Annotated in this window: 11 protein-coding genes, 1 tRNA gene and 1 other RNA gene; 3 read left to right on the top strand and 10 right to left on the bottom strand. The window is 74.0% G+C overall.

Features of this window, described 5'->3' with window-relative positions:
* Positions 1-98 precede the first annotated feature (98 nt).
* The 7 genes from QDR37_RS00180 to QDR37_RS00150 form a co-directional block, all read right to left on the bottom strand.
* Positions 99-1,334, bottom strand: coding sequence for a beta-ketoacyl-[acyl-carrier-protein] synthase family protein (locus QDR37_RS00180; protein WP_279711520.1), 1,236 nt, complete (start codon positions 1,332-1,334; stop codon positions 99-101).
* Positions 1,335-1,358: 24 nt separating this feature from the next.
* Positions 1,359-1,607: an acyl carrier protein gene (locus QDR37_RS00175; RefSeq protein WP_279711519.1), complete on the bottom strand. Its 249-nt coding sequence runs from the start codon at positions 1,605-1,607 to the stop codon at positions 1,359-1,361.
* Positions 1,608-1,681: 74 nt separating this feature from the next.
* Positions 1,682-2,686, bottom strand: coding sequence for a ketoacyl-ACP synthase III (locus tag QDR37_RS00170; RefSeq protein ID WP_279711518.1), 1,005 nt, complete (start codon positions 2,684-2,686; stop codon positions 1,682-1,684).
* Positions 2,683-3,588: an ACP S-malonyltransferase gene (locus QDR37_RS00165; RefSeq protein ID WP_279711517.1), complete on the bottom strand. Its 906-nt coding sequence runs from the start codon at positions 3,586-3,588 to the stop codon at positions 2,683-2,685. The genes QDR37_RS00170 and QDR37_RS00165 overlap by 4 nt, the downstream gene beginning before the upstream one ends.
* An 87-nt stretch (positions 3,589-3,675) precedes the next feature.
* A complete protein-coding gene (locus QDR37_RS00160) occupies positions 3,676-4,956 on the bottom strand; it encodes a helix-turn-helix domain-containing protein (RefSeq protein WP_279711516.1) in 1,281 nt (426 codons plus the stop codon).
* A gap of 23 nt (positions 4,957-4,979) precedes the next feature.
* Complete coding sequence (gene aceE / locus QDR37_RS00155) at positions 4,980-7,721, bottom strand: pyruvate dehydrogenase (acetyl-transferring), homodimeric type (protein ID WP_279711515.1); 2,742 nt, start codon at positions 7,719-7,721, stop codon at positions 4,980-4,982.
* 96 nt (positions 7,722-7,817) lie between these two features.
* A tRNA-Val gene (locus tag QDR37_RS00150) sits at positions 7,818-7,890 on the bottom strand.
* 100 nt (positions 7,891-7,990) lie between these two features.
* Between QDR37_RS00150 and QDR37_RS00145 the strand changes: the two genes are divergently transcribed.
* Entirely contained in the window at positions 7,991-10,666 is a 2,676-nt protein-coding gene (locus QDR37_RS00145) for a hypothetical protein (protein ID WP_279711514.1), read from the top strand.
* Complete coding sequence (locus QDR37_RS00140) at positions 10,663-11,409, top strand: hypothetical protein (RefSeq protein WP_279711513.1); 747 nt, start codon at positions 10,663-10,665, stop codon at positions 11,407-11,409. The genes QDR37_RS00145 and QDR37_RS00140 overlap by 4 nt, the downstream gene beginning before the upstream one ends.
* A 52-nt stretch (positions 11,410-11,461) precedes the next feature.
* Here the strand turns inward: QDR37_RS00140 and rnpB are convergent.
* Together rnpB and ppgK are read right to left on the bottom strand one after the other, a co-directional pair.
* Positions 11,462-11,852: RNase P RNA component class A (gene rnpB, locus QDR37_RS00135), an RNA gene on the bottom strand.
* Positions 11,853-11,881: 29 nt separating this feature from the next.
* Positions 11,882-12,700, bottom strand: coding sequence for a polyphosphate--glucose phosphotransferase (gene ppgK / locus QDR37_RS00130; protein ID WP_279711512.1), 819 nt, complete (start codon positions 12,698-12,700; stop codon positions 11,882-11,884).
* A gap of 80 nt (positions 12,701-12,780) precedes the next feature.
* Between ppgK and QDR37_RS00125 the strand changes: the two genes are divergently transcribed.
* Entirely contained in the window at positions 12,781-12,957 is a 177-nt protein-coding gene (locus QDR37_RS00125) for an SPOR domain-containing protein (RefSeq protein ID WP_279711511.1), read from the top strand.
* 12 nt (positions 12,958-12,969) lie between these two features.
* On the opposite strand, the gene panB is transcribed toward QDR37_RS00125, so the two are convergent.
* Positions 12,970-13,785 carry a 3-methyl-2-oxobutanoate hydroxymethyltransferase gene (gene panB, locus QDR37_RS00120; protein ID WP_279711509.1) on the bottom strand — a complete coding sequence of 272 codons (816 nt, stop codon included), beginning with the start codon at positions 13,783-13,785 and terminating at the stop codon, positions 12,970-12,972.
* Positions 13,786-13,842 lie beyond the last annotated feature (57 nt).

Genomic DNA, 13,842 nt, shown 5'->3' with positions numbered 1-13,842 from the left:
TCGTACCGCTGCAGGTGTCCGACGGCATACAGGCGCGGGCGGGGCGCCGGGGACGACGAAGGCGGGGCCCCGCAGGGGCCCCGCCTTCGTGTCGTCGGTCAGGCCGTGGCGAGCACGATCACCGCGTTGTGGCCGCCGAAGCCGAACGAGTTGCTGAGCGCCAGCACCTCGCCCTCCGGCAGCTCGCGCGGGCTCGACGCCACGTCGAGCGGGATCTCGGGGTCCTGATCCGTGAGGTTGATCGTCGGCGGCGCGACCCGCTCCGACAGCCCCTTCGCGGTGAACAGCGCCTCGATGGCGCCGGCGCCGCCGAGCAGGTGCCCGGTCGACGCCTTCGTCGCGCTCACCACGATGTCGTCGAGGTGCCCGCCGAACACCTTGCGCATCGCCTGGTACTCGGCGATGTCACCGACCGGCGTGCTCGTCGCGTGCGCATTGATGTGCCGGATGTCGTCCGCGGCCACATCCGCGTTCTGCATCGCCTGCGTCATGGCGCGGGGCACCGAGCCCTCCGGGTCGGGCGCGCTGATGTGGTACGCGTCGCTCGTGACCGCGCCGCCGAGGATCCGCGCGTAGATGCGCGCCCCGCGGGCGCGGGCGTGCTCCTCGGTCTCGAGCACGAGCGCCGCGGCGCCCTCCCCGAGCACGAAGCCGTCGCGCCCCTTGTCGTACGGGCGCGACGCGGCCGCGGGATCGTCGTTGCGCTTCGACAGGGCCTGCATCTGCGCGAACGCCGCGAGCGGCAGCGGGTGGATCGAGGCCTCGGTGCCGCCCGCGATGATCACGTCGGCGAGACCGGCCTGCAGGTGCGCGACCGCGTTGCCGACCGACTCGGTGCTCGAGGCGCAGGCGGACACGGCGGTGCGTGCACCGGCCCGCGCCTTGAACTCCATCTCGATCGTCGCCGCCGGAGCGTTCGGCATGAGCATCGGGACCGTGAGCGGCGGGACGCGCCGCGCTCCCTTCTCACGAAGGGTGTCCCACGCGTTCAGCAGGGTCCAGACGCCGCCGATGCCGGTCGCCCAGTCGACGCCGAGCCGCTCCGGGTCCACGTCGGGCCGGCCCGCGTCCTCCCACGCCTCACGAGCCGCGATGAGCGAGAACTGGCTGCCGCGGTCGAGGCGCTTCGCCTCGACCCGCTCGAGCGCGGTGTCGGGCTCGTGCTTGACGGACGCGGCGAACGTCACCGGCAGCTGCAGCTCGGACACCCAGGGGTGCTCGAGCGAGCGGGCGCCGGACTCGCCGCCGAGGAGGGCCGACCACGACTCGGCGACGTTCGCCCCGAGGGGTGAGAACGTGCCGAGACCGGTGACGACGATCGTGGGTGCGGGCATCGGTGCGCTTCGGCTCCTAGCGGCTCAGGACTGGGCGTTGACGATGAAGTTCACCGCGTCGCCGACGGTCTTCAGGTTCTTGACCTCTTCGTCCGGGATCTTCACGTCGAACTTCTCCTCGGCGTTCACGACGATGGTCATCATCGAGATCGAGTCGATGTCGAGGTCGTCCGTGAACGACTTGTCCATCTCGACCGTGTCGGTCGCGATGCCCGTCTCGTCGCTGACGAGCTCGGCGAGGCCGGCGAGGACTTCTTCGGTGGACTGAGCCATTCGTGGTGCTCCTTGTCGTAGGGAGTGGTCTGGGCGGGTCGGTTGGAAGTGTATTGGGCGGGCTCGGACGGCTCTCAGGGCAGCCGCACGACCTGGGCGCCGAACACGAGTCCGGCGCCGAAGCCGATCAGCAGCGCGAGGCCGCCGGACGCCTCCGGGTGCTCCGCGAGCAGCGCGTGCGCGGCGAGCGGGATCGAGGCGGCCGAGGTGTTGCCGGTCGTCACGATGTCGCGGGCGACGAGCACCGATTCCGGCAGCTTCAGCTGCTTCGCCAGCTCGTCGACGATGCGGACGTTGGCCTGGTGCGGGATGAACGCGGCGAGGTCGGCCGCCTGCAGGCCGGCACGGTCGAGCGCCTGCTGCGCGACCTTGGCCATCTCCCACACCGCCCAGCGGAAGACGGTCGGCCCCTCCTGGCGGAGGGTCGGCCAGTCGACCGCGCCCGCGCCGTCGCGGTACGCCACGAGCGGGCTGTCCATGCCGACGACGTCCCACTTCGAGCCGTCCGACCCCCAGACGCTCTGCGAGACGCCCGGCTCGTCGGAGGGCCCGAGGATCGCGGCGCCCGCGCCGTCGCCGAGCAGGAACGAGATCGTCCGGTCGGTCGGCTTGGCGTACTGCGAGAGCTTCTCGGCGCCGACCACGAGCACGTTGCGGGCGAGGCCCGAGCGGATGAACGCGTCGGCCTGCGCGATGCCGTACGTGAACCCTGCGCACGCCGCGGAGATGTCGTAGGCGGGGGCCGGCGTCGCGCCGATGCGCTCGGTGAGCAGCGCGGCGAGCGACGGGGTCTGCACCGAGTTCGACACGGTCGAGACGATGACCGCGTCGATCGTCGCCGGGTCGATGCCCGCGCTCGCGATCGCCTCCTTCGACGCCTGCTCGGCGAGGTCGACGGTGTCGAGCTCCGCCGAGGCACGCCGTCGCTCGACGATGCCGGTGCGCTGCCGGATCCACTCGTCGGAGGAGTTGATCGGGCCGGCGATGTCGTCGTTCGTGACGATGAGGTCGCCGCGCGAGGCGCCGAAGGCGAGGATGCGGGAGCCGGGCGCGCCGGCGGCCTGAGGGAGGGCGGTCATGCGGTCCGATCGATGAGGTCCTGCGCCGCGGCGAGGTCCGCGGGCGTCTTCACCGCGACGGCCGGCACACCCTTCAGGGCCCGCTTGGCGAGCCCGGTGAGGGTGCCGGCCGGAGCCAGCTCGATCAGCCCGGTGATGCCGGCGGCCGAGAACGACTCCATGGTGCGGTCCCACCGTACCGGCGACGCGACCTGGCCGACGAGCAGCTCGAGGAAGCGCGTCCCGTCCTTCACCTCGCTGCCGTCGGCGTTCGTCCAGAGCCGAGCCGACGGGTCCTTCGGGGCGAGCGCGGCCGCGAAGTCCCGCAGCGCGTCGACCGCGGGACGCATGACGGGGGAGTGGAACGCGCCCGCCACCTGCAGCGGGACGACGCGCGTCTTCGCGGGCGGCTCGGCGGCGAGCGCCTCGATCCCCGGCAGGTCGCCGGCAGCGACGATCTGGCCGCCGCCGTTGAAGTTCGCGGGCACGAGCCCGAGCTCCTCGAGGCGCGCGAGCACGACGGCCTCGTCGCCCCCGACGACGGCGGCCATCCCGGTCGGACGGCTCGCCGCGGCCTCGGCCATCGCACGGCCGCGCACGGCGATGAGGCGCATGCCGGCCTCCTCGTCGAGCACACCCGCGGCCACGGCGGCCGTGATCTCGCCGACGGAGTGCCCCGCGACCGCCTTCACCGGCCTATCGAGCGCGGTGAGCGCGACGAGCCCGGCCGCCACGATGAGCGGCTGCGCGACGTCGGTGCGGCGGATCGTGTCGGCGTCGGCCGTCGTGCCGAGCTCGACGAGGTCGAGCCCCGCCGCCTCCCCGAGCCGCTCGAGGTGGTGCTTCGCGGCGGGGTCCTCGACCCACGGCGCGAGGAACCCCGGGGTCTGCGAGCCCTGGCCGGGCGCGACGACGACGATCACGGCACCCAGTCTGCCGGACGGCTCGCGCGCTTCTCTGAGATCCCTGCCAACGAACCGGGGCAGTCGCTGTCGGGAAGCGACAAGCGATCAGCGCGCGGTGCGGCGTCTCGTCGGCACCGGTTCGCTGATCGCGCCGAGGATGAGCGCGGCGTGCAGGATGAGCGCCTCGCGGGCCCCGGTGGCGTCCCAACCGAGCAGCTCGGTGATGCGCTTCAGCCGGTACCGCACCGTGTTCGGGTGCACGAAGAGCTCGCGGGCGGTGGCCTCGAGGCTGCGGCCGTTGTCGAGGTAGGCCCAGAGCGTGGCGAGCAGTTCGGGGGAGGAGTGGTCCTTCAGGGGCCGGTAGATGCGGCCGACGAGGGTCGTGCGGGCGAGCGGGTCGCCGGCGAGCGCCCGCTCGGGCAGCAGGTCGTCCGCGAGGACCGGCCGCGGCGCCGAGCGCCACGCCCGCACCACCGCGAACCCGGCCAGCGCGGCGCGGGCGCTGCGCGACGCCTCGACGAGGTCGGGCACGGCGTGCCCGAGCACCACGGGCCCAGGCCCGAAGCCCGGCTCGAGGCGGGTGGCGATGTCGAGGAACGTCAGCTGTGGAGCGCCCTCCTCGCGCGGCTCGTCGCCGCCCTCGGTGGACGCGGGCGCGTCCTCGACGTCGGGCCGGCTGCGGCTCACGTGCTCACGGGGCGGGATGCTCCAGCCGGTGCCCTCGAGCGCCCGGCCGATGACGAGCACGAGGCGGTTGCCCTGCACACCAATGAGCACGTCGGCCGCGAGGTGACGCGCGGTGCGGCGCAGCTGGTCGACGTCGAGCACGGGCGGCGTGGTGCCGACGAGCACCGCGACCTCGCCGTGGCCGTGCCAGCCGAGCGCGGCGATGCGGCTCGGCAGCGCGTCGTCCGCCTCACCCGAGAGGATCGAGTCGACGACGAGCGCCTCGAGCCTGGCGTCCCAGAGCCCACGCGCCTCGGCGGCGCGGGCGTAGACGTCGGCGGCGGCGAACGCGATCTCGCGCGAGTAGAGCAGCATCGCCTCGCGCACGGAGTCCTCGTTGCCGGCGACGCGCTCCTCGACGACCTCGACCGTCGCGCGGATGAGCTGCAGGGTCTGCTGCAGGCTCACCGACCGGAGCAGCTCGCGCGGCGCCGTGCCGAAGACGTCGGCGGCGATCCATGGGGTCGACGTCGGGTCGTCGTACCAGCTGATGAACGAGCGGATGCCCGCCTGGGCGACGAGGCCGACGGCGCTTCGTCGCCCGGGCGGCATCTCCCGGTACCAGGGCAGGGTGTCCTCGAGGCGCTTCAGCGTCGCGGTCGCGAGCTCACCCGCGATCTGCCGGAGCCACGCGAGGGTCTCCGGCTTGCTGCGCGCCACGGACGGTCCGACTCCTGCCTACGTCAGCTCTCGCCGCCGGCGGTGCCCGTGGTACCCGCGTTCACGTCGAACAACCGGTAGCGGTCGATCGCCTGCTGCGGCACCTCGGTCCCGACCTTCCCCTCGGCGGCGAGCAGCTCGAGCGCCCGCACGACGACGCTCGGGCCGTCGATGTGGAACCACCGGCGGGCGGCCGCGCGGGTGTCCGAGAAGCCGAAGCCGTCGGCGCCGAGGGTCGCGTAGGTGCGCGGCACGAACTCGCGGATCTGGTCGGGGACCGAGTGCGCGTAGTCCGTGACGGCGACGACGGGGCCCTCCGACTGCTGCAGCCGCTCGGTGACGAACGGCGTGCGGGCCGGCTGCTCCGGGTGCAGGAACGCCTCGTTGCGGGCGTCGAGCCCGTCGCGGCGCAGCTCGGACCAGGAGGTGACGCTCCACACGTCTGCGGCCACACCCCAGTCCTTCGCGAGCAGCTCCTGCGCCTCGAGGATCCACGGCACCGAGACGCCGGAGCTGAGCAGCTGCACGCGCGGCCCGTCGTGCTCGGCGCGCTTCAGCAGGTAGATGCCCCGCTTCACGCCCTCGACGTCGAGGCCCTCCGGCTCCGCGGGCTGCGGCATCGGCTCGTTGTAGACCGTCAGGTAGTACATGACGTTCGGGTCGCGGTGGCCCTGGCCGTCGGGGCCGGGGCCGTACATGCGGTCGAGGCCGTCGGCGACGATGTGGCCGATCTCGTAGCCGTAGGCCGGGTCGTACGCGATGACGGCCGGATTCGTCTCGGCGAGCGTCGGCGAGTGCCCGTCGGCGTGCTGCAGGCCCTCACCCGTCAGCGTGGTGCGGCCGGCGGTCGCGCCGATGAGGAAGCCGCGGGCCATCTGGTCCGCCGCGGCCCAGAGCGCGTCGCCCGTGCGCTGGAACCCGAACATCGAGTAGAAGACGTAGACCGGGATGAGCGGCTCGGCCTGCGTCGCGTACGAGGCGCCGAAGGCGGTGAACGCGGCGACCGCGCCCGCCTCGTTGATGCCGACGTGCACGATCTGGCCCTGCGGGCTCTCCTTGTAGGCGAGGAGCAGCTCGCGGTCGACCGACGTGTAGTGCTGGCCGCGCGGGTTGTAGATCTTCGCCGTCGGGAAGAAGGCGTCGATGCCGAACGTGCGGGCCTCGTCGGGGATGATCGGCACGACGCGCTCGCCGAAGTTCTTCGTGCGGACGAGGTCCTTCAGCAGGCGGACGAACGCCATGGTCGTCGCCACGGGCTGGGTGCCCGAGCCGCGCTTCACGACCTGGTAGGCCTTCTCCTCCGGCAGGTTCACCGGGGCGTGGTTCGTGCGGCGCTGCGGCAGGTAGCCGCCGAGCGCACGGCGGCGCTCCTGCAGGTACTGGATCGCGTCGTCGTCCTGACCCGGGTGGTAGTACGGCGGCAGGTACGGGTTCTCCTCGAGCTGCGCGTCGGTGATCGGCACCTGCATCTCGTCGCGGAACTGCTTCAGGTCGCCGAGGGTCATCTTCTTCATCTGGTGCGTGGCGTTGCGACCCGCGAAGTGCGGTCCGAGCCCGTAGCCCTTGATGGTCTTCGCGAGGATGACGGTCGGCTGGCCCTTGTGCAGCATGGCCGCCTGGTAGGCCGCGAACACCTTGCGGTAGTCGTGGCCGCCGCGCTTCAGGTTCCAGATCTGCTCGTCCGAGAAGTCCTCGACGAGCCGCGCGGCGCGCGGGTCGCGGCCGAAGAAGTTCTCGCGGACGTACGCGCCGTTCTCGGCCTTGTACGTCTGGTAGTCGCCGTCCGGGGTCTGGTTCATGAGGCGCAGCAGGGCGCCCTCGGAGTCGCGGGCGAGCAGGTCGTCCCACTCACGGCCCCAGATGACCTTGATGACGTTCCAGCCGGCTCCGCGGAAGAAGCTCTCGAGCTCCTGGATGATCTTGCCGTTGCCGCGCACCGGGCCGTCGAGGCGCTGCAGGTTGCAGTTGATCACGAACGTGAGGTTGTCGAGCCCCTCGTTCGCCGCCACCTGCAGCTGGCCGCGGCTCTCGACCTCGTCCATCTCGCCGTCGCCGAGGAACGCCCAGACGTGGCTCTCGGAGGCGTCCTTCAGGCCGCGGTTCGTCAGGTACTTCGCGAGCTGCGCCTGGTAGACCGCGTTGATCGGCCCGAGGCCCATCGACACGGTCGGGAACTGCCAGAAGTCCGGCATGAGACGCGGGTGCGGGTACGAGGGGATGCCGTGCGGGGCCTTCGAGCGCTCCTGGCGGAAGCCGTCGAGGTCCTGCTCCGACAGCCGGCCCTCGAGGAAGGCGCGGGCGTACATGCCCGGGGACGCATGCCCCTGGAAGAACACCTGGTCGCCGCCGCCCGGGAAGTCGGGTCCGCGGAAGAAGTGGTTGTAGCCGACCTCGTAGAGCGTCGCCGACGACGCGTACGTCGAGATGTGGCCGCCCACCGAGATGTCGGGCCGCTGCGCGCGGTGCACGGTGACCGCCGCGTTCCAGCGGATCCACTTGCGGTACCGCCGCTCGATCTCCTCGTCGCCCGGGAACTCCGGCTCGTCCTCCACCGCGATGGTGTTGACGTAGTCGGTCGTCGGCACCATGGGGATGCCGAGGTGCAGCTCCTGGGACCTGCTCAGAAGGCTGAGCATGATCTCCCGCGCCCGCTCGTGGCCCGCCTGCGCGACGAGCGTGTCGAGGGACTCGCGCCATTCGGCGGTCTCGGCCGGATCCCGGTCGAGCGTGCCGGCGAGGTAGGGGTTCTGGTCGTTGATCGCCACCCGCGTCTCACTTCCTGTCGAAGCGGCGCGAGTCTAGTCCGCGGGATCGAGGTCGCTGTCGGCAGGCGCACGGTGTGCGCCCGGACTCGCTCGGGGTGGGCCCTACGCGACTCGAACGCGTGACATCCACGGTGTAAACGTGGCGCTCTACCGACTGAGCTAAAGGCCCGGGGCCGGGGCACCGGCCGCCCGTCACGGTACTCCGCGCGGCGCACCCGGGTCCTCCCGGGCCGCCGGCTCGCCGCCGCCCCGTCGATACGATGACGGCCATGACGGACGACCGGCCCGTGGGAGCTGCGACGGGGCCGTCCGAACGGATCCATGACGACGACGAGCTCGCCGAGGCGATGGCAGCCGAGCTCGCCCGCTACACCGGCGCGATCCCGATCCTGGCGCCCGCTCGCCCCGCCGCGGAGGCGGAGCAGCAGGCCGCGACCGCGGCGCCGCGCACGCCGCGCGTCGAGCCGGCCGCGCCCGTGCCGGTCGACTCCGCGGTGCCCGCGGCGCCGATGCGCTCGGCGAGCGTCGCTCCGACCGGCTCGTCCGGATCCGCCCCGGTCCCGCCCGCACCGTCCGTTCCGATCGTGCCGGTTCCGGCCCCATCGTCGACGGACGTCGATGCGCCCGCCGCTGCTCCCGCGCGGGCGGAGCCCCCGGCGCCCCCGCCTGCCGCCGCGAACGCCGAGCCCTCCCGCTCGCTGCATCCGGCGAAGCACGTCGGGCCCATCACGGGCGCCGTGCCCATCACCGGCGCGCCGTCCGGCAGGCGTGCGGCGCGCGCCGCTGCGGTCCCGCTGTCGGCCGAGCGGCCCGCCGACGCGATGCCGCGGTCCGCCGCGCGCCACGACGCGCCCGCACCCGCGCGGCCGGTCGAGGTCGAGGAGCCGGCCCGACCGGAGCCCCGAGCGCGATTCGAGGAGCCGCCGCTCTTCACGGGTGAGACGCCCGTGCCCTCGATCTACGAGGCCTGGGAGCGCTCGATCCGATCGATCGGGCTGCCGCTGCTCCCGGACGCCTCGCCCTTCCGGCGCCCCGCCGAGGACGCCCCGGTGCAGGGCGACCTGGACGGCGGCCCCCACGACGGCGAGGAGCCCGAGGAGACGCAGGCGCTCGACCGGGCCGCGCTCGGACCGCTCCCCGAGCCCTACCTGCCCCTGCCCGATGACCCCGATCGCCGCGCCGCCGCCGAGCCGCCGCCGGTGGGGGAGCCGGGCGCGCCGGAGCCGAGCGCACCGGAGCGCGAGGAGCCGGAGGAGGCGGCAGCGTCCGTCGACGATGCGCGGTCGCCCGACCCCGACGCCGCGACCGACGCGCTCGCGCTCGACGCGAACGCCGTCGGCGCGTCCCTCCTGCCGCCCGTCGCCCCGTTCCGCCGCGAGCGCGCCGCACGGCGCCGCGAGTCCCGGCGCCGCTCCCGCGCGGACCAGCCGAAGGACGCCGGAGCCGGCACGACGGCGCAGGACGGGGACGAGCACGGCGAGCCTGCCGAGCTCGACGAGGTCGAGACCGGGATCCCGGCGGTCCTCGCGAGCGATACCGCGGCCATCGACCTGCCGCCGCTCGTCGAGACGCCGTCGACCGCGACCGGCTCGATCGCGGTCGTGCCCGGGGAGGCGCCGATCTCGGTGACGGGGTCGCCCTGGGTGGCGACGGGCCTCTGGGTCGGCGCGGTCTCCTCACCGCTCGTCGTGCTGCTCGGGGGCGCGAGCAGCGGGGGGTCGCCGGCGGCGGTCCCCGCGATCCTCGCCGGGCTGCTGCTCGGTGCCCCCGCCCTGCTCCGGCTCGCCGCCTCGGGGCTGACGGGCACCGCGGCGGTCCAGCAGGTCCTCGGGCACCGCCCGGGCGTCGCCGGCGCGGCCGTCCTGCTGCTCGCCCGGCTGGCGGCCGCCACCGTCGCGCTGCTCGCCGTCGGGGACCTCGCCGCGGCGTACACGACGCGGACCGGCGTCGGCGGGTCGGCGGGCACCGCGTCGGTCGGCGCGGTGCTGCTGACCGGGCTCTTCGCCCTCGCCGCGACGGCCTGGCCCCGACGGGTCTCCGTCGGGGTGCTCCTCGCCCTCGGTGCCGTCGGCCTGTTCGGCACGGTCGTGCTGCTCGGCGTGCTCGGCCGCTCCGGCGGGGGAGCGGCGGCCGCCGGCGGGAGCCCGTTCGGCACCTGGGCGGCCGCCTTCGCCGTCCTCGGCCTCGTCCTGCCCGCCGCGTGGCCCGACCTGCTCCGCTCGGGCGCCGCGGGCAGCAGGCGCGAGGCGCTCGCCGCCGCCGCGGTCGCCGCCGCAGCGGGGGCCGTGCTCCTCGGTGCGGCGGCCGTGGTGACCGGCTCGGCGGGCGGCGCGGATGCGGCGTCCGGCCTCGTCGGGGTCTTCGCCGACGCCACGCCCGCCTCGGCCGCCGCGCCGCTCGCAGCGCTGCTGCTCGTCGCCGCCGTGCCGATGCCGGCGCTGCTCCTCCGGTCCGTCGGCGACGGCGCCGCCGTCCTGCTGGGCGGGGGCCGCTCCGGCCGCCTCGGCACCGTGGCGGCGGGCCTGCTCGCGCTCGCGGTCGCGCTCGCGGTGGTCGCGTCCGGCGGCGACGCCGGCACGGCGCTGCCCGTCGTCGGCGCGGTGCTCGGCGTTCCCCTCGCGGTCTGGGCGGGAGTGCTCGCGCTCACGCCGCTGGAACCGCTCGCGGACGCCGTGCGCGCGGTCCTCGTGCGCGGCGCGGTCGCCGCGACGCTCGTCGGTTGGCTGCTCACCGACGCCCTGCTCGTGCCGGGGGAGCGCAGCCCGCTGCTCGGTGCGCTCGCCGCCCCGTGGCGCGGCACGCCCGCGCTCGGCCTGCTGGTGGCGTTCGTGCTCGGCGTCGTGGTCGGTGGCGGCGGCTGGCTGGTCGCCCGCCGTGGGATGCCGCCCTCGCCCGAGCGGATGCGCTCCGGCGAGGAGCAGCCCGTCGATAGTCTGGGCTCGTGAGCATCGCGGGGGTCGTCGCACCGCCCGCCGTGCAGGCGCGGCTGCTCGAGCTGCAGGGCCACGACGACGAGCTGCGGCGCATCGCCGCGCACCGTCGCCGCCTGCAGACGGGCGGCGACCTCGCGGCGGCGATCGAGGAGCGGGCCGCGTCCCGCCGCGCATCGGTCGACGACCGCGGCGCCGTCGACGACCTCCGCACCCGCGTGCGCCGGCTGGAGTCCGACGTGGCGCTCGTCGAGCAGCGGCTCGAGCGCGACCGCGGCCGGCTGGCGGCCACCTCGTCGGCGAAGGACGCGCAGGGCCTCGAGCAGGAGATCGCGTCGCTGCTCAGGCGTCGCTCGACCCTCGAGGACGAGGAGCTCGAGCTCATCGAGGCGCTCGAGGCGGCCGAGGCGCGCGAGGCGGCGTCCCGCGCCGCGCTCACGAGCGCGGAGGAGCGCGTGCGGGCCCTCGAGGCCGATCGCGACGACGCGCTCGCCGGGCTCGACCGGCAGGAGTCCGAGGCGACCGCGAAGCGCGCAGCGCTCGTCGCCGAGCTGCCCGAGGACCTCGTCGCGCTCTACGACCGGCAGCGCACGCGCTACGGCGTCGGTGCCGCCCGGCTCGTCGGCACCGTCTCCGAAGGCAGCAACATGGCGCTCACGGGCGCCGACCTCGCCGAGGTGCGCGCCGCGCCGCCGGACGCGGTCGTGCTCGACCCGGAGAGCAACTGCATCCTGGTGCGCACGCCGCCCGGCCAGTAGGCGGGCGGCTCCTGCCGCCTCCGCCCCGCCTGCCGGCGGGACGGAGCGTGAGGGGGGCGGGTCGGCGATACGCCGGGTTCTGTCCCGCCTCCCGCAACCGGGAGGCGGTGACGGCCATCTATCTCGGGGCTGCGTCGCCGCAGCCCTCCAGCGGTCCACCCGGGACCATCGGCGAGCCACCGTATCGGTCCCTGTTCGACCTTGCTCCGGGCGAGGTTTACCCAGCGGATCCGGTCACCCGGACCCCTGGTGGTCTCTTACACCACCGTTTCACCCTTACCCCGCGCACCTCGCGGCACGCGTGGCGGTCTGCTCTCTGTTGCACTTGCTCTCGGGTCACCCCGGGTGGGCGTTACCCACCGCCCTGCTCTGCGGAGCCCGGACGTTCCTCGGCGACCGCACGGGTCTCCCCGCACGGTCGACGCGACCGTCTGCCGGCCCGTCCCCGCGGAACAGGATAGACGCCGGCAGGTCAGACGCTCGGCGCCCGCTCGTTCGTCTCCCGCACGAGGTGCTCGGCACCCTCGGTGCGCCGCTCGCCGGAGCCGTGCAGCGCGAGCGCCGCGGCGCCGAGGATGCCCGCGTTGTTCCGCAGCTGCGCCGGCACGATCGGGGTGTCGAGGTTCAGCAGCGGCAGGAACTCGTCGGCGTGCTTGCTCACGCCGCCGCCGACGATGAACAGGTCGGGGGAGAACAGCCGCTCGAGCGTCTCGTAGTAGGTCTGCAGCAGGTCGGCCCACTTCTTCCAGGAGAGCTCCTTCTTCTCCCGGACGAGGTTCGACGCGTACTTCTCGTAGTCGTGCTTCGAGCCGATGTCGATGTGCCCGAGCTCGGCGTTCGGCACGAGCAGGTTGCGGTAGATGATCGCGCTGCCGATGCCCGTGCCGAGGGTGGTCATGAGCACGAGCCCGTCGACGTCCTTCGCGGCGCCGAACTCGCTCTCGGCGTAGCCGGCGGCGTCGGCGTCGTTCACGAAGGTGATGTCGCGGGCGAGCGCGCGCTCGAAGAGCTGCTCGGCGGCGAGGCCGATCCACCGCTTCGACACGTTGGCCGCCGACATGGTGCGCCCGTTCCGCACGACGGCGGGGAAGCAGACGCCGATCGGGGCGTCGGCGGCGTGCTCGTCGAGCTCGCCGAGGATGCTGCGAACCACGTCGACGATGTCGTCGGGCTCACCGCCCTCGGGCGTCGAGCGCTTGATGCGCTCGGAGAGCATCTCGCCGGACTGGATGTCGACGAGGCCGCCCTTGATGCCCGTGCCGCCGATGTCGATGCCGATCGCCTGGACCACGAGCGTCACCCTAGCGCGGCGGCATATCCTGCCCCTGGGCCCGAACGAGCCCTGCGGAAGGCCGACCTGAGGAGCGCTGCATGGCCGACGAGCAGTGGTGGTACAACACCCGGACCGGTCAGGTCGAGCAGGGCGCGAAGTCGCCGTGGAGCGACCGCGCGGGCCCCTACAAGACGCGCGAGGAGGCCGAGGGCGCCCCCGCCCGCCTGGCCGAGAACTCGCGGCGCTGGTCCGAGGACGACTCCCGCGACAGCTGACCCGGGTCCGGATCAGTCCGGGTACTCGTGCTCCGGAGCGGGGTAGCCGCCGCTCGCGACGTCCTCGCGGAACGCCTCGGCCGCCTCGGTGAGGGTCGAGCGCAGATCGGCGTACTGCTTCACGAACCGGGGCACGCGTCCGCCGGTGAGACCGGCGAAGTCCGACCAGACCATCAGCTGGCCGTCGACGTGCGGTCCCGCACCGACGCCGATCGTCGGGATCGAGAGCAGCTCCGTCGCCCGCTTCGCGACGCCCGACGGCACCATCTCGAGCACGACGGCGAAGGCGCCCGCGTCCTCGACCGCCTTCGCGTCGGCGAGCAGCTCGTCGGCGTCGGCCCCGCGGCCCTGCACGCGGTGGCCGCCGAGCCGGTGCTCGCTCTGCGGCGTGAAGCCGATGTGCGCCATGACGGGGATGCCGGCCTCCACGAGGCGGGCGATCTGCGTGGCGCTGCGGCGGCCGCCCTCGAGCTTCACCGCCGAGGCGCCTGTCTCCTTCATGAACCGGAAGCCGGTCTCGAGCGCCTGGTCGGGGCCGTGCTCGTACGAGCCGAACGGCATGTCGGCGATGACGAAGGCGCGTCGCACCGCATGCGCGACCGCCCGGGTCAGCGGGATCAGCTCGTCGACCGTCACCGGCACCGTGGAGTCGTAGCCGAGCACGACGTTGCCGGCCGAGTCGCCGACGAGCAGGAAGTCGATGCCCGCCTGGTCGAAGATCTGCGCGGTCTGCGCGTCGTAGCTCGTGAGCCCGGTGATGCGGACGCCGCGCTGCTTCGCCTGCGTGAAGTGGCGGGTGCGCACCTTCGCGCGGGGCTCGTCGGTCATGCCCGACAGGCTAGGGGAGCGCGACGGGAGCCGGGCGGTGCATCGTGCGCCGGACAG

It is taken from the genome of Amnibacterium sp. CER49, from assembly GCF_029846255.1.
Taxonomy (GTDB): Bacteria; Actinomycetota; Actinomycetes; order Actinomycetales; family Microbacteriaceae; genus Amnibacterium.
Note: the sequence above shows the minus strand (reverse complement) of the source record. Positions and strands in the feature narration are given on the sequence as shown.

Excerpts from the sequence above, each read along its gene's own strand:
- QDR37_RS00180 (WP_279711520.1), bottom strand. The coding sequence starts at position 1,334 with ATGCCCGCACCCACGATCGTCGTCACCGGTCTCGGCACGTTCTCACCC.
- QDR37_RS00175 (WP_279711519.1), bottom strand. The coding sequence starts at position 1,607 with ATGGCTCAGTCCACCGAAGAAGTCCTCGCCGGCCTCGCCGAGCTCGTC.
- QDR37_RS00170 (WP_279711518.1), bottom strand. The coding sequence starts at position 2,686 with ATGACCGCCCTCCCTCAGGCCGCCGGCGCGCCCGGCTCCCGCATCCTC.
- QDR37_RS00145 (WP_279711514.1), top strand. The coding sequence starts at position 7,991 with ATGACGGACGACCGGCCCGTGGGAGCTGCGACGGGGCCGTCCGAACGG.
- QDR37_RS00125 (WP_279711511.1), top strand. The coding sequence starts at position 12,781 with ATGGCCGACGAGCAGTGGTGGTACAACACCCGGACCGGTCAGGTCGAG.
- panB (WP_279711509.1), bottom strand. The coding sequence starts at position 13,785 with ATGACCGACGAGCCCCGCGCGAAGGTGCGCACCCGCCACTTCACGCAG.